The sequence below is a fragment of the Bacillus rhizoplanae genome, assembly GCF_917563915.1.
GTDB lineage: Bacteria > Bacillota > Bacilli > Bacillales > Bacillaceae_G > Bacillus_A > Bacillus_A rhizoplanae.
Map to the genome: position 1 here is coordinate 26,058 of NZ_CAKJTI010000003.1, position 22,781 is coordinate 48,838.

Consider the following 22,781-nt stretch of genomic DNA (forward strand, 5'->3'; position numbering starts at 1 on the left):
AACTAAAATCGCACATAAACTCTTGTTATACAAAGGAATACGGTCATTATGATGGAATTAGATTGTTAAAAATAGAATAAGGGGTTGAAACGGATGAAGTCATCTCAAGTAGATTGGTTATTATATCTTTCTGAAGAAAATATTCGAATGTGGCGACGTCATTTACATCAGTATCCTGAATTGTCGTTTCAGGAGAAGCATACATCACAGTTTATATATGATACATTACACTCATTTTCTTATTTTGATCTAACAAGACCAACAGCATATAGTGTGATGGCAAGAAGAAAAGGAAAAGGAAAAGGTAATATCATTGCGATTCGAGCAGATATAGATGCACTTCCGATTCAGGAACAAACGATGAAGCCGTATGCATCTAGTGTACCAGAAGTTATGCATGCTTGCGGTCATGATGCACATACGGCAATTTTGTTAGGTGTAGCCGAGGCCTTAGTGAAATATGATGAAGAGTGGGGTGGAGAAATTCGTCTTTTGTTTCAACATGCTGAGGAACAATATCCTGGTGGAGGACAAGAGATGGTGGAAGCGGGAGTTATGGATGGAGTCGATTATGTCATCGGTCTTCATGTAATGTCAGGGCTAGGAAGTGGACAAATAGGAATTTCCTATGGACCAACGATGGCAGCACCGGATGTATTTACAATTGAAGTTAAAGGAAGAGGAGGACATGCTGCTCATCCGAAACAAACAGTGGATCCGATTGCAATTGGAGCACAAATTATTACGAATTTGCAACATCTTGTGTCAAGACGTACGGATGCGTTTGAACAACGAGTGGTATCAGTCACGCAATTTCATGCAGGAACAGCTGATAATATCATTCCTGAGACAGCAACGATTGTAGGAACGGTGCGTTGCTTTGAGAACACATTACGACAAGAATCTAAAGAAATTATTGAACAAATTGTGAAGGGGATTACAGCAGCGCATGATGCAACGTACTCATATACGTATCGTTACGGATACAATCCGGTAATAAATGATTCCTATGTAACGAAGATAGTAGAAGATAGTGCCATTGAATTGTTTGGAAAAGAAAGTATTATCTCACTTTCCCCTTCTATGGGAGGTGAGGATTTTTCTGCATACTTACAAAAGGCCCCAGGCTGTTTTGTAAAGTTAGGAACGGGAAATGTAAACAAAGATACTTGTTATCCGCATCATCATCCAAGATTTGATGTGGATGAAACGGCATTAATTCGTGGTGCACAATTATTTTTACAAGCGGCAATGAAGCTATTAAAAGGATAAAGTAAATTAACAAACAGTGGATAGTTGAAATTATATTACGAGATAAAAAAAGGCAACTGCGAATATCGCAGTTGCTTCTATTTCTTTCCGTTAGAGAGGGTTAAGAAAGAACTATGCTCATTTATAATATATGTATGTCTTACGGACAAGCTTGTATCTTTTCATTAATTTTTCAAAAAAAATATTGACTTTGATAATTATTATCAAGTAATCTAATGTTATCTTTCTGATTGATAATAATTATCATTTTCATTTATTCTGTACTAAAGGAAATATAGAATATAAAAAATAAGAGAATGAGATACATAATAAGGGGAGAGAGTAAAATGAGTAAGTTAGTAATGATTTTTGCAAGTATGAGTGGAAATACAGAAGAGATGGCAGATCATATTGCCGGGGCAATTCGCAAGGCTGGAAAAGAGATTAAAGTAATTGATATTATGACATCACCAGAAGCGTCTGTTTTAGAAGATTATGAGGGGATTGTATTAGGTGCTTACACATGGGGAGATGGTGATTTACCAGATGATTTCTTAGATTTCTATGATGAAATGGATAAATTGGATTTAACGGGGAAAAAAGCAGCGGTGTTTGGTTCTTGTGATTCTGCATATCCAAAATACGGGGCAGCTGTTGATATTTTAATAGAAAAATTACAGGAGCGCGGAGCTAGCGTTGTACTTGAAGGATTAAAAGTAGAATTAACACCAGAAGACGAAGATGTTGAAGCGTGCCTTCGTTTTGGTACAGAATTTACAAACCACCTTTCTTAATGGCGATAGGGAGATGAAGAGCAAGTGCAGGGGAAAATCTCGATTAAAACAATGACGGATTATCATTTACATGATTTTATACGTTGTCCGTACAAATTTTATTTTCGTTACATAAAGGGAAAAGAACCGTCTTCGTTACCGTGGACACAAATTGTGCAAGTGATTGTGAACCGTATTGTAGGGGAGTATTATACTACGCCAAATGAAAAACAAACATCTTTGCTTTTATTAGAATTACTTGAGAAACATTGGCGTAAGGTGCATATACGCATGTTTTCATCAAAGAGCGAATATTATGTGGTGCTTGCAAAGATAACAAACAACTTATTGCAATATGTAAAGAGCGATAAAAGTGGAATACCGCCATTATTTTTGTATGAAAAATTACAAACATATATGGAAGAGCTTGGGATCCATATTGCGCTAACACTTGAAGTTGGAGAATGGTCTGCACAATCATTTGTTATAAGAAAATATGTTATTGATACTAATGAAGATATGCTCGCTCTTTTTCAGAAGCTGACAGCTGTATTTTGCTACAAAGCTTTTGGTGTTCTTCCAGAGAGAATTGAAATGTTTAATCTAATAGAAGGAATAAGTCATATTTGTATTCCAAAACAAGAGGACGTTGCGGCAGGAATGAATTATTTACAGACAATGAAAGAAATGCTTCAGGAACCTCAATATTATACAAAACGATCATTTAGCTCGGAATGCATAGGCTGTGCATTTCGTAATGAATGTGAGTGTGATCAGCCACAGAAAAATCAAATCTTACATTAAAAAGGTGCGGAAAAAGCGCCTTTTTTCATTGTTGAGATGAAAACATCTTCATGAATTACACTGATATGTTATGGAGGTAAAGTGAAAGGAAGGTGACTTGCATTAAGGGAGTAGCAAAATGGATACAAACATAATGACGTTTGAAGAAAAGAAATTAAGGGAAGACGTTTAGCGTATTCCCCTTAAAACATGTAGCAGTCGTTTTGTATTGTGTTCAATCATTTTTGAATTATTTGTTTCAAAACCATATACAAGGTCATGCAGTATAGGACTATATTGATAAAAGGAGATAATCCGTTCAAAAAATGTTGTATCCGTGCTATTCGTTAAAGCAGTATATTCCTCGTATACTTCTAATGTAAAGGCATGGCCGTAATCAGCGTATAATCCAGCAAAATCAAATGCGGGATCACCAATTTGTGCATCTCCTATATCAATGATACCAGCGATGTGCCTCAGGAGAGGATGAAATAAAATATGATTATGTGTTAAGTCGGCATGAATAACTGTTTGTGGAGAGGAGCTTGTAAATAATTGCTCAAAAAATGTTTGAAATAATGTATTCAATCGTTTAGTTTCTTCTATTATAAATGTAGTAAACAGGTAATGTTTTAGTTTCATATATAACTTCTTCCAATATTCAGCTGTTTGCTCAACCTGAAATCCCCACTCTTTTGCAATTGTAGTAGGAACTGTATGAAAAGCAGCAAGAAATGATGCAAGTTGTGTAACAATTTTCGTTTTTTCATTAATTGAGAGGTTATGTAAGTAAGATGGTTTAAATGGTTTACCATGAATTATTTTATAGTAACTGCAAACGGGAATTGTATCTGCTTTATTTTCATATAGAATATGATAGTTCGGTACTTCTATTTGTTGTGTTTGCAGCATAGGAGACAGTACTTCATATAACTGTTTTTCACGAGGAATTTTTTTCGCGTATTCAACTTTTCTAGGAAATCGAAATAACCATTCATCATTTATGAGAATAGCAACATTATCCCAACCGCTTTCATCTTGATGAAAGGAATGGATAGGCAAGTTCGGGAGTGTTTTTTGAATATATTGCATATAGTCTAAGTCTGTCATTTTTTTGCCTCTTTCGTTTAGTTATAATAGAAAAGAAATCCCTAGCTAGGGATTTCTTTTCTTATCCCGTATTTAACGGATAATTTCACCTCAAGATGCAGAGTTGATTGAAAGGTGAGACAATTTTACGTAAGGATTAGTTCAACTAACCATCAGTGAGGGATGAAGAACCCCCACTGATAGAAGTTTCACTTTATAAATTCTCGTTTTGCTGTTGTATCTCCTTTTTACTCAAATCAAGATTTGCATTTTCGATAGCTCTATGTTTGTCTAAAGAATCTCCAGCGTATCCTTTTTGTGTTTTTATAACCCTTTTACTTGAACTTGCTGAGTTATTATTCATATGAATTCTCCTTTTCTTTTACTTAAAATATACGAAAGTAATAAGTAATAGCAGCACAGCTCCAAAAATGACAATGCCGACTAAAAACGTCATGTTAGAATAACGAGGTGATTTATGTACATCTTGACGATAACCAGGTGAAATTTCCGGTGCAAACTCTTCTTGATAAGATTGTTGTTCTTCCTTTTCGTCCACTGTTGCAACTCCTTTATGTTTTTTGTCCCGCATTAACGGCCACCTCAAGATTCAGAGGGAAGCGAGGAAGATAGATGAGGGATAACTGCTGGCATGTGCCCGATTGGTTCAACTAAACCTCCACTGATGGAAGTTTCACTTTATTGATATGTTGCACGTTATAAGGAAGAAATATACTCTTAGTATGTTAAGCACTGAGCGAGAACCCAGCCGATAGATATGGATAATAGGAGAATCATAAGTCCGACAGCACGATTATCTTCTTCAATTGCTTGCTTAATACTGAAGCGCATTGTAACAAGTTCTGCAATGTAAAAAGGGATAATTTGCGCTACGATACCGATAGCACTCCAAATGATCATATCGATGAGTGAAACAGACTGAGCGATGGTTGCCCCAACTATAAACGTAAGGCCAAGTAATTTTCCGCCAATTGACATAGCTGCAGATACATTTCCTTTTGCAATTAATTGAAATTCCTTTACTTTTGTCGTCCAATCAAATAGAAGAAAACCGATACATAGTAAAGCAAGTCCCGTTCCAGCATATATGAAAAAATTTAGGAATAAATTCACGTTTTTCTCCTTTCTTTTATTAAAAATCCAATATTTCCCTTGTATTATACATGGAATGAAAAAAATGCTTCTATAAAAATAGTGGGGAAATTATTTTTGGGAGATATTATAAAAATAGTTGTTTTATATATGGATATCACGTTATTATAAATTTTATATATAATTTATAGGAAAAAAAGGTGTTCTTACTTAAAGAACCTTTTCTCCCAAAAAACATTATGTGAGTTTGAATCCATATGTAGCAGCAATTGCTTTATATGTTGTTTTTTTATTTGTGATGATTACAGTTGTTTCGATAGGAACACGATCAAATAGCCAATGTACGTCACTATTATACATGCGAACACAACCGAGTGTTGTCCATTTTCCAATGGCGCTTGCATTATTAGTTCCGTGAATGGCATATGTTGTTCCTTTTGTTCCTTTGAGATTCAGACCGAGCCAGCGGTCTCCTAATGGGTTGCGTGGATCACCGCCAGGAATATTTTTGGCGTAGTAGGGTCGATTTTTAATTTTGTTGACAATATCATATTTTCCTAGGGGTGTTGGTGTGCTGCTTTTTCCGGTAGCAACTGTAAACTCTTTTACAAATTTACCTTTTTCATAATATGTCATCTTATTCGTTGCTACATTGACAATTAACAAATGTTCTTGCCGGTATGTCTCTGCATCAGCCGTCTTAACAGGAAGCATAGAAGAAAAGAATAATAATAGTGCAATCGCAATCTTCCTCATATTAAATTAGTCTCCTTTGTGTAAATATCAAAAATTATTATAGCTTTCTTTTATAAGGAATCCTATTACTTTTTTATTTATATAAAAAATATTAAGGACATGTAAAAAAGCCGCTATTCAGCGGCTTTTTAATGTAATATATTTTTGCTGTACTTGAAATAGCCGAGCGAGTAAAAAGATTGCACCGAAAGCTAATCCTAAAATTAGACCAATCCAATAACCTTTTGCAGCCAAAGTTGTATATGTTGCAAGTGTATAACCGAGCGGGAGACCTATTATCCAATATGCAACTAGTGTCATAACAAGTGCTACATTCACATCTTTATAACCGCGAAGTGCACCTTGTACTGGTGTTGCAATGGCATCAGAAAATTGGAATAAAATTGCAAACACGAGAAATTGTTTCGCTAAGTCGTGTACTGCAGAATCATTTGTATAAATAGAGGCAATATTGTCATCAAATAAAAACAGTAAGATAGAATATAACAGTGCGAAAGCTAGTGCTAATCCTATACCAATAAAGCTATAATGCTTGGCATCTTTATATCGGGAAGCACCGACTTCAAACCCGACAGAAATTGTCATTGCCAGGGATAAACTGAGTGGTGTCATATATAAAAGAGATGCGAAGTTCATCGCGGCTTGGTGAGCGGCAATGGTTGTTGTGTCAAAATTACTCATAAATAATGTAACAGCAGCAAAAATACTTGTTTCAAAAAAGATTGCAAATCCAATTGGTACACCAAGTTTTAATAATTCCTTCCAGCTTGATATAGAGAGGCGATACAAACGTTGAAAGACACCATAAGAAGAGAAAGGCTCTTTCGTACGGATAATGACAGTAGTGATAAGTAAAATACACCAATATGTCGATGTTGAAGCAATGGCAGCTCCAACTCCACCGAGTTTTGGGAAACCGAAATGACCAAAAATGAATATATAGTTCAAAATGATATTAATCGGTAAAGATAGTAAAGTGATAATCATTGTTGTACGTGTTTTTCCTAAGGCATCAATAAAACAGCGGAGTACTGTATATACAAATAGCGGAATGATACCAAATGCGATAATGCTTAAAAATTGAGCAGCAATTTGGGCTACTTGTTTCTCTAAATGCATGGCATGTAAAATTGGTGAAACCACAAGGAATCCAATGATTAGAACAATAACACTGACCAAGATTGCTAAGTATACGGCTTGTGTCACAACGTGAGCTACATTTTCTTTTTGTTTGGAGCCGACAAGGTGAGCAACAATAGGAGTTGTTGCCATTAAAATACCTGTTAATCCTGTACTAATTGGAAGCCATATACTTGTTCCAATTGCAACTCCAGCTAAATCAGTGGCACTTGCATGTCCTGACATCGTCGTATCGAAAAAACTCATTGAAAATAATGACATTTGTGTAACAAATATGGGGAAAAATAATAAGATAAATTGCTTTATTTTTTGTGAAATCGATGTAGTTTCTTTCATATATACTCCTTTCTAAAATACGAATAGGCCGCTTCAATCATACTATTGAATAGGAATTTAGAAAAGTAATATGTATTTATAACAACATTGGTGCATTTTGAACGAATATGAAAAAAACGATGCGTGTTTAGTGAAGATGAGGTATTATGATAAAGTATGAAAAAAGTACCATAAGGTATTAAGGAGGCACGGTCGTGGCTGATTGGTTAATTGGATTAATCATGGGTGCTGTTGAAGGGTTGACGGAGTTTTTACCTGTATCATCAACAGGGCATATGATTTTAACAGGGCATTTAATTGGATTTGAAGGCGATAAAGCAAAAACATTTGAAATTGTTGTTCAATTAGGATCTATTTTAGCGGTTGTTGTTGTATTTTGGAAGCGATTATGGTCGTTAGTTGGAATTGGACGAGTAAAGCAAGGGCCATCGTTAAACTTATTACATATTATTATCGGTATGATTCCAGCTGGCTTACTTGGTGTTTTATTACATGACAAAATTAAAGAGGTTTTATTTGGACCAGGTCCAGTTGTTATTAGTTTAATTGCTGGTGGTATCTTAATGATTATTGCTGAGAAATTCTCAAAGCCAAGCACAGCGAAAACACTTGATGACATTACGTATAAACAAGCGTTTACGATTGGGATGTTTCAATGTTTAGCATTATGGCCTGGTTTTTCTCGTTCAGGATCTACAATTAGTGGCGGTTTGTTAGCGCGTGTATCTCATACAGCGGCTGCTGAATATACATTTATTCTTGCGGTACCAATGATGGTAGCTGCAACAGGTCTTGATTTAATTAAGAGTTGGAATGAATTAAGCGCAGCAGATATCCCATTATTTGCAACTGGATTTATTACTGCATTTGTAGTTGCTATGTTAGCAATTGTTTCATTCTTAAAATTATTATCTCGTGTGAAATTAACACCATTTGCATATTATCGTTTTATTGTTGCCGCGGTGTTTTACTTCTTTGTTTTATAATAAAAAAACTGCCATTTGGCAGTTTTTTATTTTGCTATTTTTTCAATCATATTTTCCATTACGTGCTCCCAAATGGAAGTATCAGAAGTTAATGTTTTACGAAACACAGCATACATTTCTTTTTGCTTTTCTTCAAACTGTGGATCATCTTTTTCTGGTAATGTAGCGCGCATAGAAGTAACGAACTCTTGAACTTTTGGAGCGCGTGGCCCCCAAACATATTTTTCATTTCCTGCTGCGTCCATAAAAATGAAAATTGGAATCGCGCGTGCTGTACCATTTGTTAAATATTGATCCATCAATTCTAAGTTATCATCACGAATGAGTAGGCTCATCTCGATATTGGCAACTTCGCAAATGCGTTTCATAATTGGTACGCAAAGAAGGGCATCACCACACCAATCTGCTGTTAAAACGATAACTTTTAAATGATCGTTTTGATGTTGCTCTAAAACAGGAAGAAGTTCATTTGGAATTAAGAAATTATTATAAATATGTAGTAATTCGTGTTGATTCACTGTCATATTATTTACATATGCATCAAAGGACATGCCTTTTTTAAACCATTGAAGTAATGTCATGTACTACACCTCTTTCTCTATTTGTTCATATTGTACCAAATATTTTACGGGAAAGCTGGTAAAGTTACTTTTATCGGTAATCCATATTTTGTCGAGTGTAAAAAGCTAGAACAATAAAGTGAAACTTCCATCAGTGGAGAGTTTTTTCATCTCCCACTGATGGTTAGTTGAACCAATCGGGCTTTTATGGGCAGTTATCCCCCACCTATCTTCCTCGCTTCTCTCTTGCATCTTGAGGTGGGGGTCTTACTGCCTGTTAATGCGGGATAAAATGAAAACAGGGTGCTTCTGTGCACCCTGTTTTCTTGCTGATAAAATTCACAGCATTTTATGAAAGCAACCTTTATCATCTATTGCCAAGTAACTAAAAAAAGATACATGATTTTCCCAATAAAATGGATGACAAATTCCAAAAAGTACGTTAATATAATTCATAATGTTTTTATTTAATCATATTAAATAAATAGAGGTGCTGTACAAAATGTCTAATAATCGCGAGTTGCTAATGGAAGATTTGTCTACGAATTTTTTTGCTATGTTTCGTACATTACGTAATGATATGGGCAAAATTTTCGGTGATTATATTCCATGGAATGAATTTATCGTGTTGCGTATTTTAAATCGGGTCCAAAAAGAAATGGTTTCCCATGTTGCAAATGAACTGAACGTATCGAATAGCCACATTACGGCTGTTGCAGAAAAATTAATTAAAAAAGGACTTGTAACGCGTTCGCGCTGTACATCAGACCGTCGTGTTGTGTATTTGGAGATTCTTGATAAAGGGAAAGAATTAGTGGCTGAGATGGAAATGCGAAAGAAGGCATATTTCAAAGAGCGATTTTCTACTTTGTCTGAAGAGGAAATGCAAGTCATGATCTCTATTTTACAAAAGCTAATTTAGTAAGAAATAGTGTTAATATTTCATATTGTTAAGTAAATGGTGGAAAAGTTAGGGAATCATATGATGTATTGAAGATAACAAAGTGAAACTTCCATCAGTGGGGGGGTTCTTCATCTTCCACTGATGGTTAGTTGAACCAATCGGACACATGCCAGCAGTTATCCCCACCTATCTTCCTGGTTTCTCTCTGCATCTTGAGGTTGGGGGTCTTACTGCCCGTTAATAAGGGATAAATTCCATACTAAGGAGCGGTCTTGCTATACAAAAGCCTTCGCAATCAATGCGAAGGCTTTTCATGTGTATTTAGAATGGAATGGAGCATACTAATAATATCATTATAAAGAAGGGAAGAAAGAAGTATGTCAAGTCGTAATGGTAGTAAAGGAAGCGGGAATCAAGGAGCACCCAAAGTAGGACAATATCAACAGGAGTTCGGCACAGAGTTTGTTATCGGTGATGATAATAAAGGAAAAGAGTATCGCTCGAAAAAAGGGAGTAAATCAAGGAAGGAGTGAAGCATATTCACTTCTTCTTTATTATTAAATAAAGTAAAAATTTTTACCAATCGGGTGTATGGTAGCAGGTATTTCTCACTTATCTGCTTTCTTTTTTAAGAATTTTGCGACGGAAGTTTTATGACCTACACGTAGCGGGATAAAAAAAAGCCATCTTGTCATTGCAAGATGGCTTAGGAAGGGGGGGGACAATTTCTGTCAATTTAAGCTAGGGATAGAAAGCTGTTCGAGACATTAGGGGATGTCTCATTATTAGGGAGGAACAGCTTCGATAGTTATACTATAAAATACTGATGTGAATTCAATGTGAATTTGGCGTGAAGGAATAAGGAATTTTCTATTTTTTTATATGAAAATAAAAGTTGAAATTCATATAAAAAAAGATTATGCTCAACTATGTATGGAGTATGAAGGCCGGATTAAGGGAGTTAGTATTATGGAAATGATAGAAAAACGTGACTTGAATGATCGTTTTATACGATTAAGTCCACCACAAATTTTAGCGATTGGATTTTTTGCTTTAATTATTGTTGGCGGCATATTATTGAAATTACCGATTGCGACGAAAACGTCTATTAGTTGGGTTGATGCTTTTTTCACAGCAACCTCAGCTGCGACTGTAACAGGCTTAGGTGTAGTAGATGTAAATAGTACATTTACAATATTTGGACAAGTTGTCATCATGCTTCTTATACAAACAGGCGGTTTAGGGTTAATGACAATTGCTATTTTAATAGTTTGGGTGCTCGGAAAAAAAATAGGATTACGTCATCGACTTCTTATTGGGGAAGCATTAAATCAAACGAATATTGGCGGACTTGTAAAATTAGTAAAACGAGTGTTCTTCTTCTCGATTTGTATTGAATTAGTGGGAGTTTTATTTTTATCCATTCGCTTTGTTCCTGAATTCGGATTGGGAAAAGGGCTATATTACAGCTTGTTTCACGTCGTGGCTGCTTATAATAATGCAGGATTTGCCTTATGGCCAGATAATTTAACAAGATATGTTGGAGATCCTATCGTTAATATTGGTATTTGTTCTTTAATTGTAATAGGTGGTTTAGGTTTTACAGTTCTAATTGATATATGGTACAGTCGAAGTTTTCGAAAATTAGCACTGCATTCAAAAATCATGATTGTTGGTACAATTGCGTTGAGTGTTTTTTCAATGATTGTCATCTTTATATTAGAGTATAGTAATGTTGAAACGTTGGGTTCTTTATCGTTAAGTGAAAAATTGTGGGCATCATTCTTCCAAGGAATTACACCACGTACAGCTGGGTTTAATACAATTGATTACGGAAGTATGAATGAATCAACGTTGTTCTTTACGATGGTGCTTATGTTTATTGGAGCCGGAAGTGTTTCAACTGGAGGCGGTATTAAGCTTACGACTTTTGTTATTTTAATTACATCTGTTATTTCATTTTTTAAGAAAAAAGAAGATGTTGTTTTATTTCATCGTACAATTAAAATGTCAACAGTGATGAGAGCTTTGTCGATTGTAATTGCAAGTCAATTTTTAATTTTTGTAGCAGTATTTGTACTTATGCTTACTGAAAACTTTAGTTTTATTGAACTGTTGTTTGAAACGATTTCAGCCTTTGGAACAGTTGGATTATCAATGGGAATTACGGCTGATTTATCAGTTTTTGGGAAATATGTTATTATGTTTGTTATGTTTTGTGGATTAATTGGACCATTAACACTTGTGTTTTCACTTGCACGGCCAGCAAAACAAAAAATTCGCTATCCATCTGAGGATGTGTTTACAGGATAAGGTATCTCGCGAAAAGCGAGATACCTTTTATTATGTTCCGTGATGAAAAATTGTCTGGAAGATCCTAATTGATGGAAGTTTCACTTTATCCCGCATTAACGGGCAGTAAGATCCCACCTCAATATTCAAAGAAAAGCAAAGCAGAGAGGTGGGAACAACTGCCCATAAAAGCCCGATTGGTTCAACTAACCATCAGTAGGAGATAAACCTTCCCCTACTGATGGAAGTTTCACTTTATTACGTAAAAAGAGAGTACAGCAAGCTGACAATAGCTGCTCGAAATATTAGTGCAACAATCGCGGTTACGCCGCCCATTACTGCTGCAATTCCACCTGTAACAGTGGCACCGCGGTTATAGGCATATATGCCAATTAGGACAGCAAGAAGTCCAAAGAGTACTGGGAAAACGAATAAAGCTAAGACTGCAAGGGCAAGAGCGATAAATCCTGCTGTTGCTCCTCCTGCTTTTGTTGTTACTTCTTCTCTTCCATCGTAAGGCACACCATTGGGTGCAATTTCAGCTGCGTATTCTTCTTCAAAATGGTCTTCGCTTTCTCTATAACGTTCTTCATGTTTATCAGTCAATTTGATATCTCCTTTCATAAAGAGCTTCATGTTTAGTATGAACTGCTTTTGTTTTTTTATCCTCCTCTTCGCGTGCAATAAGATCCTCACGTCAAGATTTTGAGAAAATAAAGAAGAAAAATGGAAGATAACTGTTCGTAAGAGCCCGATTGGCAAGAGCTTTCCATCAGTGGGGATGAAGAAAACTCCCGCTGATGAAAGTTTCACTTCATGAGATGGTTAAATTACAAAAGTTGGTATGACTTCCGCATTTTTGGAAACGATAAAAAGGAATTGATAGGAAAAAGAGGTGGTTTGTATGACACAACATCCAATTGAAAACTTAATGAAAACAACAATGGCAAACTTAAAAGAAATGGTGGATGTGAATACGATTGTTGGAAAGCCAGTATCAACAGCTGATGGGAATGTTATTTTAACCGTTTCAAAAGTTGCTTTTGGTTTTGGTGCAGGTGGAAGTGATTTCAAAGGAAATGGACAACCACAAGAAGGGCGGAGTTTACATCCGTTTGGTGGTGGAAGTGGTGCAGGGGTGTCGATTAATCCTGTTGCATTTTTAGTAGTTGGGGCAAAAGGAATTCAGGTTATGCACTTACATAGCGGTACACATCTTGTAGAAAAAGCATTGGAAACAGTACCTAATGCAGTGCAGCGGTTAGTAAATAAGAGTTAGCGCAATGCCTTGCATTTTAAGAAAATTATGATATAGTAGATGAAGTGTGTTTAAAAATTATACGAATATAAAGTAAATGACTATATAGAGAATTATGATTTAAGAAGGAACAAGGGAGAGGTATAAATGATTAACATCAAGAATTTTGTTGTCGGTTTATGTATGTTAGTGAGCGGATTTGTTGTGTACGTATTAAAAGAAAAAGCACAATTTTAACAAACAGGCTTACTTGGCAGTCTGTTTTTATTTTGATAAAAGTGTTGACATTTTTATCGGAAAGAAGTAAAATTAATTTTCGTGTCTCGGTTACAGCTAGTATATATTGGTTATTCCTTACTTATACAAGTCACTAATTTGCTAAAGATCGGGCGATGATGCCAACAACTTTAGTGATCGTGTATATGATGAATTGTATTTGTAAGCTGTACACACGTACTAGTGTATAAGGAGCGGTCGTTGGAACCGCAATGATGAAAGAGAGGCAGGGCTTTCATCCAGTATATGTTACTTTCCCGTTAGTTAAATATAAAAAAAGAAGGCGCCTTTTTGTGAAAGGTAGCCTTCTTTTTATTTTATCCCGCTATTTTTGGGCAGTAAGATCCCCACCTCAAGATGCAGAGGATAGGTGGGGGATAACTGCTGGCATGCGCCCGATTGGTTCAACTAACCATCAGTGGGGAATGAAAAAACTCCCGCTGATGGAAGTTTCACTTTATCTTAAACGAAACGGACAGTATGTTAAGGGAGTCTTGTAATATGAAACAGCCCGTAAGAGCCCGATTAGTGGGGCTTTTAATCAGCAGGGATGAGGAAGACCCCCGCTGATTAAAATTTCACTTTATTGAATTCTACTTTCAACTTGTTGACAAATTTCTTCAGTTGTTAATCCGCTTGCTTCAATAACAGATCCCTTTATCGCAGCGTTGCTAATCCCCGCTACATTAGAATCCAGCCCGGTCACAACGCAGCAGTTGCATCCTTGAACGTCACTTTCAGATTGCAATGAGACTACTTCATGCCCTTTTTGTTCTAGTGCTTGTTTTACGTTCGTTAAAGAATTTTCTACTCCAATTTTCGCCATATCATTCACCTCCTGCCATCTAGTAATATGTTCCTTTTTCGGAAGAATATTCACTAATTAACAAAGAGGTTTCACATGTTTGGCAGGAGTAGGAAAGAGTTAGTCGTTATAAACCCCAGTCAACATGTCGCTTACAAAACGATCGTTTTGTACATCTTGCATCGTATAATCATTTGATTGTACATCAACTGAGGCAATGTACATAGGATTTTGCGTTGTTCTATTTTGCTCTGCATATGGAAGTAATTCTACATAATCTTCTAATTTACACAGTCCTTTTGTATTCATTAAATCAAATAACTGAAGCATTTCCATTACTTCTTGTCTTGTTCCTTTAATTTGTAAACATGCCATATTATTAGCCCCCTTAAATTCGTCAAAATGATTTTTGAAAATAGGATTATGAGTAATAAGAAAAAAATATGAGTGTTATCCTCAAATTTTATTTTTTATTTTTTCACCTCGCTTTATTACTACTCTTTTTTTCGGAAAACATGTGATAAAACGTCCGTTTATTGAATACAATAGATTCGCATCTTTTGACAAAATTCCTTCTCCTAAACAAATATTTTTTTGTAAGAAAAATGTCGAAAAAAATTTTTTGACATTTTGTAAACGTTAACAATGTTGATATATCAATATAAAGAGGGTTGTTCATAAATTTTAAAATTTAAAATTTTCAAAAAATTTCTTTGATTTATTTGAAAAGGGGGCGTAAACTAGGAACCAATAAAAAAAATTCAAAGATATAGGGGGCGCTTTCAAGTGAACGAGCAATGGATTTTCTTAAATGGAGAATTTGTTCCAAAAGATGAAGCAAAAGTTTCTGTCTATGATCATGGATATTTATATGGTGATGGGGTATTTGAAGGCATTCGTGTCTATAGTGGGAATGTTTTTCGATTGAAAGAGCACCTCATTCGTTTGTATGAATCAGCAAAATCCATTTTACTAGAAATTCCATATACGTTGGAAGAAGTGACCAATATTGTTGTTGAAACGATTCGACGTAATCAATTATCGAATGGATATATTCGTTTAGTTGTATCACGCGGAGCTGGAAATCTTGGTTTAGATCCTGATTCGTGTTTAAAGCCAAATGTTGTTGTAATCGCTGAACAATTAGCATTATTTCCGTCAGAATATTACGAGAAAGGAATTCCGGTTGTAACAGTTGCAACAAGACGGAATCGTCCAGATGTATTAACACCACAAGTGAAATCACTAAATTACTTAAATAATATTTTAGTGAGAATTGAAGCGAAACTTGCCGGTGTGGCGGAAGCGTTAATGTTAAATGAGCAAGGATATGTTGCAGAAGGTTCTGGTGATAACGTATTTATTGTAAAAGGTAATAAGTTAATTACACCGCCAAGTTCTGCTGGAGCACTAGAAGGAATTACGCGAAATGCGATTATGGAAATTGGTAAGAAGCTTGGTTATGACGTAAGGGAAGAACTATTTACACGTCATGATGTATATGTAGCAGATGAGGTATTTTTAACAGGTACAGCAGCTGAAGTTATTGCGGTAACAATGGTTGATGGCAGAGAAATTGGAGCTGGAAAACCAGGAGCGCATACAAATCGTTTGTTAGAAGAATTTCGTAAGCTTGTTGTAGAAGATGGCGAAAAAATTTATGAAGAAAATAAAGTAAGTTGATAGGAGAGTAACCGATGCGAAGCAATATGATTAAACAAGGTATTGACCGAGCGCCGCATCGAAGTTTGCTTCATGCAGCAGGCGTTAAAGAAGAAGATTTTCATAAACCATTTATTGCAATTTGTAATTCATATATCGATATTGTTCCAGGGCATATTCATTTAAGAGATCTTGCTGATGTAGCGAAAGCTGCCATTCGTGAAGCAGGAGGTGTTCCTTTTGAATTTAATACGATTGGTGTTGATGATGGAATTGCAATGGGACATATCGGGATGCGATATTCACTCCCAAGTCGGGAAATCATTGCAGATGCAGCAGAAACAGTAATTCAAGCTCATTGGTTTGATGGAGTTATGTTTATGCCGAATTGTGACAAAATTACACCGGGAATGCTAATGGCATCTGTTCGGACGAATGTTCCTTCTGTTTTTGTATCTGGAGGACCAATGGAAGCGGGGAAATCAAAAGATGGCACTCCGCTTTCATTAGCATCTGTATTTGAAGGAGTGGGCGCTCATAAATCAGGGAAATTAACTTTAGAGCAGCTGATTGATATGGAAAAATCAGCATGCCCAACGTGTGGCTCTTGCTCAGGGATGTTTACAGCAAATTCTATGAATACCATCATGGAAATGCTTGGTGTTGCACTTCCTGGCAATGGAACGATTGTTGCAACAAGTGAAGAACGACATAACTTAATTCGTCAAGCTGCTTTTCATTTAATGGATTTAATTGAGCATGATATAAAGCCGCGCGACATTATTACGAAAGAAGCAATTGATGATGCTTTTGCATTAGATATGGCGATGGGGGGATCGACAAATACAGTTTTACATATGTTAGCCATCGCGAATGAAGCTGGTATTGAATATGATTTGCAGCGTATTAATGATATTGCAAAGCGTGTTCCATACTTAGCGAAAATTAGCCCAGCTTCTCATTATTCCATGCATGATGTGCATGAAGCGGGTGGAGTGGCAGCTATTATTAAAGAGCTTTCACAAATCCCAGGGGCAATTCATCCAGAGCGCATTACAATTTCGGGGAAAAGCATTTATGAAACAGTAGAAGAAGGAAAAATCTTAGATGAAAAAGTAATTCGTCCGAAAGAACGACCATATCGTAAAACAGGTGGTCTTTCCATTCTCTTTGGAAATTTAGCACCAGATGGTTCTGTCCTAAAAGTTGGAGCTATCGATGAATCTGTTACATCACTTGTTGGTGAAGCGATTTGTTTTGATTCTCATGATGAAGCGGTTGCTGCGATTCATAGTGGTGTTGTGAAAGAAGGGCATGTTGTTGTCATTCGATATGAAGGTCCAAAAGGAGGACCTGGCATGCCGGAAATGTTAGCTCCAACATCAGCGATTGTTGGAAGAGGACTGGGAACAAAGGTTGCATTGATTACCGATGGACGCTTCTCCGGAGCAACAAGGGGGATTGCGATTGGTCATGTATCACCAGAAGCGGCTGAAGGAGGACCGATTGCATATGTGGCAGACGGTGATCCAATCATTATTAATTTAAAAGATGGCATTATTCATTGGGAAATTTCTAAAGAAGCATTAGAGCAACGGAAAAAACAATTTATTTCTCCAGAGCCGAAAGTAAAAACTGGATATTTAGCACGATATGCAAAGCTTGTTACTTCGGCAAATACAGGAGGAATTATGAAAGTATAAAGTAAAACTTCCGTTCGCGGGAGGATAAAGCGTTGATAGGGAGGAGTAGTTGATTGTGAAGCCTCACAGAGAGTCGGTGGTTGGTGGAAACCGATGGTTCACGTTGACGAACATCGCCCTTGAGTGCCAAGCTGAAGCACTTGCTTAGGTTTGGACGGTAGCTCCGTTATTAGCTTGACTCTATTAGAGTCACTGAGGCAAGGATATTTCTTGCAAAGAAGGGTGGTACCACGAAGTCTTTCGTCCCTTCAGCACATAGCTGGAGTGTGGGCGAAAGACTTTTTTTATACGCGTATTTCATAAAGGAGGTTTGTAGAAACGATGTCTTCAAAAACGGAAGAGAAAATGGCAACCGGTGCACAGTTATTGTTAAATGCGCTTAGAAAGGAAAAGGTAGAAGTCATTTTTGGCTATCCAGGAGGAGCTGTTTTGCCGCTATATGATGCGCTTTACGATTGTGAAATTCCTCATATCTTAACAAGGCATGAACAAGGAGCAATTCATGCAGCAGAGGGATATGCAAGAATTACTGGAAAGCCAGGTGTTGTTATTGCTACAAGTGGGCCGGGGGCGACAAATGTGATTACTGGTTTAGCGGATGCGATGATGGATTCCTTACCGCTTGTCGTATTTACTGGGCAAGTTTCAACAACGCTTATAGGAAGTGATGCCTTTCAAGAAGCGGATATCATCGGACTTACAATGCCTGTCACAAAGCACAACTATCAAGTACGAAATGTTTCGGATTTACCAAGAATTATAAAAGAAGCATTCCATATTGCAGCAACAGGTAGACCAGGTCCGGTCGTCATTGATCTTCCGAAAGATATGGTTGTAGAAATGGGAGAGCGATGTAGCAATGTAGAGATGGATTTACCTGGATACCAGCCGAATTATCATCCGAATCAACTACAAATTAACAAACTGCTACAAGCAATTGAAGTAGCAAAGAAGCCACTTATTTTAGCGGGTGCTGGCGTATTGCATGCGAAAGCAGCAAGTGAATTAACCACATTTGCTCGCATGTATCATCTTCCGGTCGTTCATACATTACTTGGTCTTGGAGGATTTCCATCGGATGATACATTGTTTTTAGGAATGGGTGGTATGCATGGTTCTTACGCAGCAAATATGGCTTTGTATGAATGTGATTTGTTAATAAATATAGGGGCCCGTTTTGATGATCGTCTAACTGGAAATTTAGCTTACTTTGCAAAGGGAGCAACGGTAGCGCATATTGATATTGATCCTGCAGAAATTGGAAAAAACGTTGTGACGGAAATTCCAATTGTGGCCAGTGCTAAACATGCTCTAGAAGCGTTGTTAGAGTGCGAAGGAGAGAAACAAAATCATAAAGAATGGCTACAGCTTTTACGAAGAAGAAAGAATCGTTACCCATTTTGCTATAAAGACGATTCACAAATGTTAAAACCGCAGGCTGTAATTCAAATGCTTCATGAAGTTACAAATGGAAATGCAATTATAACGACAGATGTTGGACAGCATCAAATGTGGACTGCACAATACTATGCATTGAAACAGCCCGATAAATGGGTTACATCAGGAGGATTGGGAACGATGGGGTTTGGTCTGCCAGCTGCGATTGGAGCGCAAATTGCCGAGCCCAATGAACTTGTTGTAGCGATCGTAGGTGATGCCGGTTTTCAAATGACATTGCAAGAATTAAGTGTTTTAAAGGAACATCATCTTCCTGTTAAAGTGCTGATTTTAAATAATGAAGCACTTGGTATGGTAAGGCAATGGCAAGATGAGTTTTATAATCAGCGTTATTCTCATTCTGTGCTTTCTTGTCAACCAGATTTCTCCATGCTAGCTCATGCTTATGGAATTAAAGGGATTCGTATTGAAAATCCGCTAACGGCAAAAGAACAATTACGAGAAGCGATGAGTTTGCAAGAACCTGTGCTTATTGATTGCCGTGTTTTACAATCTGAAAAAGTTATGCCTATGGTTGCTCCGGGAAAAGGTGTTCACCAAATGGAGGGGGTGGAAGAGTGAAACGGATTGTTACAGCAACGGTTCGAAATCAAAGTGGGGTTTTAAACCGTATTACAGGTGTAATGACGAGAAGACATTTTAATATTGAAAGTATTTCAGTGGGTCATACAGAATCATCACATATTTCAAGAATGACATTTGTTGTTCACGTTGAAGATGTCCAGCAAGTAGAGCAGCTTATTAAGCAACTTCATAAACAAATTGATGTATTAAAAGTATCTGATATTACAGAAGAAGCAATGATTGCAAGAGAACTTGCACTTATTAAAGTGTCTACGACAATTGCTTCTAGATCTGAATTATATAGTTTAATTGAACCGTTTCGCGCAGCTGTTATAGATGTTGGAAAGGATTCCATCGTCGTTCAAGTAACAGGGGCACAAGAAAAAGTAGAAGCGCTTATTGAATTATTGCGTCCATATGGTTTAAAAGAAATTGCAAGAACGGGAGTAACAGCCTTTACAAGAAGTATGAAAAAGCAAGACAAACAACAAGTAATGTTAATTAATTAATTTTTAAAATATAGGAGGAGAAAGAAAATGGCAAAAGTTTATTATGAAAAGGATGTAACAGTAAATGTATTAAAAGGAAAGAAAGTAGCGATTGTTGGATATGGGTCTCAAGGTCATGCTCATGCGCAAAATTTACGTGATAACGGTTTTGATGTTGTTGTAGGTCTTCGTCAAGGAAAGTCTTGGGAAAAGGCAAAAGAAGATGGATTTTCTGTATATAAGGTTGCTGAAGCTACAAAACTAGCAGATGTTGTAATGGTATTGCTTCCAGATGAACAACAGCCGGATGTATATGAAACAGAAATTGCACCGAATTTGCAAGAAGGAAATGCACTCGTGTTTGCTCATGGGTTTAACGTTCATTTTGATCAAATTACACCGCCGGAAGATGTAGATGTATTCCTTGTAGCGCCAAAAGGACCGGGGCATCTTGTGCGCCGAACATTTGTAGAAGGTGCAGCGGTACCGGCATTATTTGCGGTTTATCAAGATGCAACAGGAACGGCTTATGAAAAGGCACTATCGTATGCAGATGGAATCGGAGCAACTCGCGCCGGTGTACTCCAAACAACATTTAAAGAAGAAACAGAAACAGATTTATTTGGAGAGCAAGCAGTACTTTGCGGAGGAGCAACTGCTCTTGTGAAAGCGGGTTTTGAAACATTAGTAGAAGCTGGCTATCAACCGGAACTTGCATATTTTGAATGTTTACATGAACTAAAGCTTATTGTCGATCTTATGTATGAAGGCGGATTAGAAAATATGCGCTACTCAGTTTCGGACACAGCGCAGTGGGGGGATTTTGTATCAGGGCCGCGCGTTGTAACAGAGCATACGAAACAAGCGATGCAAGAAGTATTAAAAGATATTCAAGATGGGACGTTTGCTAGAGGATGGATCGCTGAACATAAAGCAGGAAGACAAAAATTCCATGCAATTAATGCAGAGGAGAATGCGCATCAAATTGAAGTGGTAGGTCGTAAATTACGTGAGATGATGCCATTTGTAAAGCCGAGAGTGAAAATGGAGGTTAAGTAATATGAAGCAAATTTTGTTCATGGATACGACGCTTCGCGATGGGGAGCAATCGCCTGGAGTAAATTTAAATGAACAAGAAAAATTACAAATTGCACGGCAGTTAGAGAGGCTTGGAATTAATGTGATGGAGGCGGGCTTTGCGTCCGCTTCTGAAGGTGATTTTCGGTCAGTGAAACGTATTGCTGAAACAATTCAAAATGCTTCTGTTATGAGCCTAGCCCGTGCAAAGGAAAGTGATATTCGTACTGCATATGAAGCGTTACAAGGAGGCGTATCTCCTCGGTTACATGTATTTCTAGCAACGAGCGATATTCATATGAAATATAAGCTTCGTATGTCAAAGGATGAAGTATTAGATACAATTCATCGTTCTGTAAAGCTTGGAAAGTCATTATTTCCAACGGTGCAGTTTTCTGCAGAAGATGCAACGCGAACAACACCTTCTTTTTTAGCGGAAGCTGCAGAGGTAGCGATTCGTGCTGGAGCGGATGTAATTAACATTCCCGATACAGTAGGATATACCAATCCAGAAGAATATTATTCTCTTTTTCGATATTTAAAAGAGCATGTTCTATCTTATGAGAAAGCTATTTTCTCCTGCCATTGCCACGATGATCTTGGCATGGCAGTAGCCAACTCATTAGCAGCAATTGAAGGCGGTGCACTTCAAGTAGAAGGAACGATTAATGGAATTGGAGAACGCGCTGGTAATGCTGCTCTCGAAGAAGTTGCAGTTGCTCTCCATATTCGAAACGATTATTACGGGGCGTCATCTTCCATGCAATTAAAAGAAATTAAAGCAACAAGTACACTTGTAAGCCGTTTAACAGGAATGATTGTTCCGAAAAATAAAGCAATTGTTGGTGCAAATGCGTTTGCCCATGAATCTGGTATTCATCAAGATGGGGTTTTAAAAGAAGCATCTACTTATGAAATTATTTCACCTTCTCTTGTAGGGGAAGAACAAAATAAATTTGTACTTGGAAAACATTCTGGCCGCCATGCCTTTACAGAAAAAATGAAAGAGTTAGGCTATGAATTTACAGAAGAAGAGCGGGACTTAGCGTTCCATGCTTTTAAACGGTTAGCTGATCGAAAGAAAGAAATTACAGAAGAAGATTTACAGGCGCTTGTATTGGGAGAAACTGCGTTTGCTAAACAGCAGTACGATATTAAACAATTGCAAGTTCATTTTGTATCAAGCAGCATTCAAAGTGCAACCGTCTGTTTAGAAGATGCTGATGGAAATGTGCTGGAGGATGCCGCGACTGGGGCCGGTAGCATTGAAGCAATTTATAATGCGATTCAAAGAATTCTTCATTTACAATGTGAACTTGCTGACTATCGTATTCAATCGATTACACAAGGACAAGATGCGTTAGCTCATGTTCATGTTGAATTGAAAGAAGACGGACATCAAGTTTCAGGTTTTGGTGTAGCGCAAGATGTACTGGAAGCTTCAGCTCGTGCCTACGTATATGCAGCAGGGAAATTAAAAACATTACGATCACTTACAAAATCGTAA

25 protein-coding genes and 1 other annotated feature are annotated in these 22,781 nt (G+C 37.0%); of the genes, 15 read left to right on the forward strand and 10 right to left on the reverse strand.

What is annotated here, in order from left to right:
- Window positions 1–93: 93 nt before the first annotated feature.
- The 3 genes from LRP84_RS03985 (at window position 94) to LRP84_RS03995 (ending at window position 2,828) form a co-directional block, all read left to right on the forward strand.
- The gene (locus LRP84_RS03985; protein ID WP_230573892.1) at window positions 94–1,272 is read left to right on the forward strand and encodes a M20 metallopeptidase family protein; all 1,179 of its coding nucleotides are present in this window, start codon (window positions 94–96) and stop codon (window positions 1,270–1,272) included.
- A gap of 326 nt (window positions 1,273–1,598) precedes the next feature.
- Window positions 1,599–2,045, forward strand: coding sequence for a flavodoxin (locus tag LRP84_RS03990; RefSeq protein ID WP_230573893.1), 447 nt, complete (start codon window positions 1,599–1,601; stop codon window positions 2,043–2,045).
- Window positions 2,046–2,069: 24 nt separating this feature from the next.
- Window positions 2,070–2,828, forward strand: coding sequence for a hypothetical protein (locus tag LRP84_RS03995; RefSeq protein WP_230573894.1), 759 nt, complete (start codon window positions 2,070–2,072; stop codon window positions 2,826–2,828).
- A gap of 168 nt (window positions 2,829–2,996) precedes the next feature.
- Here the strand turns inward: LRP84_RS03995 and LRP84_RS04000 are convergent, their stop codons facing one another.
- The 6 genes from LRP84_RS04000 to LRP84_RS04025 form a co-directional block, all read right to left on the reverse strand.
- Window positions 2,997–3,917 (reverse strand): aminoglycoside phosphotransferase family protein, encoded by a 921-nt coding sequence (locus tag LRP84_RS04000; protein WP_230573895.1) that lies wholly within the window; start codon window positions 3,915–3,917, stop codon window positions 2,997–2,999.
- A gap of 193 nt (window positions 3,918–4,110) precedes the next feature.
- On the reverse strand, window positions 4,111–4,260 hold the full coding sequence (locus LRP84_RS04005) for a hypothetical protein (RefSeq protein ID WP_195933936.1): 150 nt from the start codon (window positions 4,258–4,260) through the stop codon (window positions 4,111–4,113).
- Window positions 4,261–4,278: 18 nt separating this feature from the next.
- Window positions 4,279–4,455: a 2-isopropylmalate synthase gene (locus tag LRP84_RS04010; RefSeq protein WP_098309585.1), complete on the reverse strand. Its 177-nt coding sequence runs from the start codon at window positions 4,453–4,455 to the stop codon at window positions 4,279–4,281.
- A gap of 179 nt (window positions 4,456–4,634) precedes the next feature.
- Window positions 4,635–5,030, reverse strand: a complete 396-nt coding sequence (locus LRP84_RS04015; RefSeq protein WP_230573896.1) for a DUF350 domain-containing protein — start codon at window positions 5,028–5,030, stop codon at window positions 4,635–4,637.
- A 216-nt stretch (window positions 5,031–5,246) separates the two neighbouring features.
- Complete coding sequence (locus LRP84_RS04020) at window positions 5,247–5,765, reverse strand: L,D-transpeptidase (RefSeq protein WP_230573897.1); 519 nt, start codon at window positions 5,763–5,765, stop codon at window positions 5,247–5,249.
- A gap of 117 nt (window positions 5,766–5,882) precedes the next feature.
- Entirely contained in the window at window positions 5,883–7,241 is a 1,359-nt protein-coding gene (locus LRP84_RS04025) for an MATE family efflux transporter (RefSeq protein ID WP_230573898.1), read from the reverse strand.
- A gap of 194 nt (window positions 7,242–7,435) precedes the next feature.
- Here LRP84_RS04025 and bacA point away from each other — a divergent pair, with 194 nt between their 5' ends.
- The gene (bacA, locus tag LRP84_RS04030) at window positions 7,436–8,227 is read left to right on the forward strand and encodes an undecaprenyl-diphosphate phosphatase (protein ID WP_230573899.1); all 792 of its coding nucleotides are present in this window, start codon (window positions 7,436–7,438) and stop codon (window positions 8,225–8,227) included.
- Window positions 8,228–8,253: 26 nt separating this feature from the next.
- Here the strand turns inward: bacA and LRP84_RS04035 are convergent, their stop codons facing one another.
- A complete protein-coding gene (locus LRP84_RS04035) occupies window positions 8,254–8,808 on the reverse strand; it encodes a thioredoxin family protein (protein ID WP_230573900.1) in 555 nt (184 codons plus the stop codon).
- 481 nt (window positions 8,809–9,289) lie between these two features.
- On the opposite strand from LRP84_RS04035, the gene LRP84_RS04040 reads away from it, so the two are divergent.
- The 3 genes from LRP84_RS04040 (at window position 9,290) to LRP84_RS04050 (ending at window position 12,004) form a co-directional block, all read left to right on the forward strand.
- Window positions 9,290–9,709, forward strand: coding sequence for a MarR family winged helix-turn-helix transcriptional regulator (locus LRP84_RS04040; protein WP_230573901.1), 420 nt, complete (start codon window positions 9,290–9,292; stop codon window positions 9,707–9,709).
- A 359-nt stretch (window positions 9,710–10,068) separates the two neighbouring features.
- Complete coding sequence (locus tag LRP84_RS04045; protein ID WP_230573902.1) at window positions 10,069–10,224, forward strand: imidazoleglycerol-phosphate dehydratase; 156 nt, start codon at window positions 10,069–10,071, stop codon at window positions 10,222–10,224.
- Window positions 10,225–10,660: 436 nt separating this feature from the next.
- A complete protein-coding gene (locus tag LRP84_RS04050) occupies window positions 10,661–12,004 on the forward strand; it encodes a TrkH family potassium uptake protein (RefSeq protein ID WP_230573903.1) in 1,344 nt (447 codons plus the stop codon).
- A gap of 237 nt (window positions 12,005–12,241) precedes the next feature.
- Here the strand turns inward: LRP84_RS04050 and LRP84_RS04055 are convergent, their stop codons facing one another.
- Window positions 12,242–12,589: an imidazole glycerol phosphate synthase gene (locus tag LRP84_RS04055; protein ID WP_230573904.1), complete on the reverse strand. Its 348-nt coding sequence runs from the start codon at window positions 12,587–12,589 to the stop codon at window positions 12,242–12,244.
- Window positions 12,590–12,887: 298 nt separating this feature from the next.
- On the opposite strand from LRP84_RS04055, the gene ytfJ reads away from it, so the two are divergent.
- Both ytfJ and LRP84_RS04065 read left to right on the forward strand, forming a co-directional pair.
- Complete coding sequence (gene ytfJ / locus LRP84_RS04060) at window positions 12,888–13,262, forward strand: GerW family sporulation protein (RefSeq protein ID WP_230573905.1); 375 nt, start codon at window positions 12,888–12,890, stop codon at window positions 13,260–13,262.
- A 126-nt stretch (window positions 13,263–13,388) separates the two neighbouring features.
- Window positions 13,389–13,478 carry a hypothetical protein gene (locus LRP84_RS04065; RefSeq protein WP_020063024.1) on the forward strand — a complete coding sequence of 30 codons (90 nt, stop codon included), beginning with the start codon at window positions 13,389–13,391 and terminating at the stop codon, window positions 13,476–13,478.
- Window positions 13,479–14,100: 622 nt separating this feature from the next.
- Here LRP84_RS04065 and LRP84_RS04070 read toward each other — a convergent pair.
- Together LRP84_RS04070 and LRP84_RS04075 are read right to left on the reverse strand one after the other, a co-directional pair.
- Entirely contained in the window at window positions 14,101–14,343 is a 243-nt protein-coding gene (locus tag LRP84_RS04070) for a YkuS family protein (RefSeq protein ID WP_230573906.1), read from the reverse strand.
- A 99-nt stretch (window positions 14,344–14,442) separates the two neighbouring features.
- Window positions 14,443–14,697, reverse strand: coding sequence for a DUF3911 family protein (locus tag LRP84_RS04075; protein WP_230573907.1), 255 nt, complete (start codon window positions 14,695–14,697; stop codon window positions 14,443–14,445).
- Between the two features lie 411 nt (window positions 14,698–15,108).
- Between LRP84_RS04075 and ilvE the strand changes: the two genes are divergently transcribed.
- From ilvE to LRP84_RS04105, 6 genes are all read left to right on the forward strand, one after another.
- Window positions 15,109–16,005: a branched-chain-amino-acid transaminase gene (ilvE, locus tag LRP84_RS04080; RefSeq protein ID WP_230573908.1), complete on the forward strand. Its 897-nt coding sequence runs from the start codon at window positions 15,109–15,111 to the stop codon at window positions 16,003–16,005.
- A 14-nt stretch (window positions 16,006–16,019) separates the two neighbouring features.
- A complete protein-coding gene (gene ilvD, locus LRP84_RS04085) occupies window positions 16,020–17,687 on the forward strand; it encodes a dihydroxy-acid dehydratase (RefSeq protein WP_230573909.1) in 1,668 nt (555 codons plus the stop codon).
- A gap of 23 nt (window positions 17,688–17,710) precedes the next feature.
- Window positions 17,711–17,938 (forward strand) — a binding site (T-box leader).
- 70 nt (window positions 17,939–18,008) lie between these two features.
- Window positions 18,009–19,706 (forward strand): acetolactate synthase large subunit, encoded by a 1,698-nt coding sequence (gene ilvB / locus LRP84_RS04090; RefSeq protein WP_230573910.1) that lies wholly within the window; start codon window positions 18,009–18,011, stop codon window positions 19,704–19,706.
- Entirely contained in the window at window positions 19,703–20,218 is a 516-nt protein-coding gene (ilvN, locus tag LRP84_RS04095) for an acetolactate synthase small subunit (protein WP_098309517.1), read from the forward strand. The genes ilvB and ilvN overlap by 4 nt, the downstream gene beginning before the upstream one ends.
- 27 nt (window positions 20,219–20,245) lie before the next feature.
- Window positions 20,246–21,256 (forward strand): ketol-acid reductoisomerase, encoded by a 1,011-nt coding sequence (gene ilvC / locus LRP84_RS04100; protein WP_230573911.1) that lies wholly within the window; start codon window positions 20,246–20,248, stop codon window positions 21,254–21,256.
- Window position 21,257: 1 nt separating this feature from the next.
- The gene (locus LRP84_RS04105) at window positions 21,258–22,781 is read left to right on the forward strand and encodes a 2-isopropylmalate synthase (RefSeq protein WP_230573912.1); all 1,524 of its coding nucleotides are present in this window, start codon (window positions 21,258–21,260) and stop codon (window positions 22,779–22,781) included.

Excerpts from the sequence above, each read along its gene's own strand:
- LRP84_RS04020 (WP_230573897.1), bottom strand. The coding sequence starts at position 5,765 with ATGAGGAAGATTGCGATTGCACTATTATTATTCTTTTCTTCTATGCTT.
- LRP84_RS04050 (WP_230573903.1), top strand. The coding sequence starts at position 10,661 with ATGGAAATGATAGAAAAACGTGACTTGAATGATCGTTTTATACGATTA.
- LRP84_RS04000 (WP_230573895.1), bottom strand. The coding sequence starts at position 3,917 with ATGACAGACTTAGACTATATGCAATATATTCAAAAAACACTCCCGAAC.
- LRP84_RS04105 (WP_230573912.1), top strand. The coding sequence starts at position 21,258 with ATGAAGCAAATTTTGTTCATGGATACGACGCTTCGCGATGGGGAGCAA.
- LRP84_RS04075 (WP_230573907.1), bottom strand. The coding sequence starts at position 14,697 with ATGGCATGTTTACAAATTAAAGGAACAAGACAAGAAGTAATGGAAATG.
- ilvC (WP_230573911.1), top strand. The coding sequence starts at position 20,246 with ATGGCAAAAGTTTATTATGAAAAGGATGTAACAGTAAATGTATTAAAA.
- LRP84_RS04045 (WP_230573902.1), top strand. The coding sequence starts at position 10,069 with ATGTCAAGTCGTAATGGTAGTAAAGGAAGCGGGAATCAAGGAGCACCC.
- ilvB (WP_230573910.1), top strand. The coding sequence starts at position 18,009 with ATGTCTTCAAAAACGGAAGAGAAAATGGCAACCGGTGCACAGTTATTG.
- LRP84_RS04040 (WP_230573901.1), top strand. The coding sequence starts at position 9,290 with ATGTCTAATAATCGCGAGTTGCTAATGGAAGATTTGTCTACGAATTTT.
- ytfJ (WP_230573905.1), top strand. The coding sequence starts at position 12,888 with ATGACACAACATCCAATTGAAAACTTAATGAAAACAACAATGGCAAAC.
- LRP84_RS04070 (WP_230573906.1), bottom strand. The coding sequence starts at position 14,343 with ATGGCGAAAATTGGAGTAGAAAATTCTTTAACGAACGTAAAACAAGCA.
- LRP84_RS04065 (WP_020063024.1), top strand. The coding sequence starts at position 13,389 with ATGATTAACATCAAGAATTTTGTTGTCGGTTTATGTATGTTAGTGAGC.
- LRP84_RS04025 (WP_230573898.1), bottom strand. The coding sequence starts at position 7,241 with ATGAAAGAAACTACATCGATTTCACAAAAAATAAAGCAATTTATCTTA.
- LRP84_RS03985 (WP_230573892.1), top strand. The coding sequence starts at position 94 with ATGAAGTCATCTCAAGTAGATTGGTTATTATATCTTTCTGAAGAAAAT.
- ilvD (WP_230573909.1), top strand. The coding sequence starts at position 16,020 with ATGCGAAGCAATATGATTAAACAAGGTATTGACCGAGCGCCGCATCGA.
- LRP84_RS03990 (WP_230573893.1), top strand. The coding sequence starts at position 1,599 with ATGAGTAAGTTAGTAATGATTTTTGCAAGTATGAGTGGAAATACAGAA.
- LRP84_RS04005 (WP_195933936.1), bottom strand. The coding sequence starts at position 4,260 with ATGAATAATAACTCAGCAAGTTCAAGTAAAAGGGTTATAAAAACACAA.
- LRP84_RS04035 (WP_230573900.1), bottom strand. The coding sequence starts at position 8,808 with ATGACATTACTTCAATGGTTTAAAAAAGGCATGTCCTTTGATGCATAT.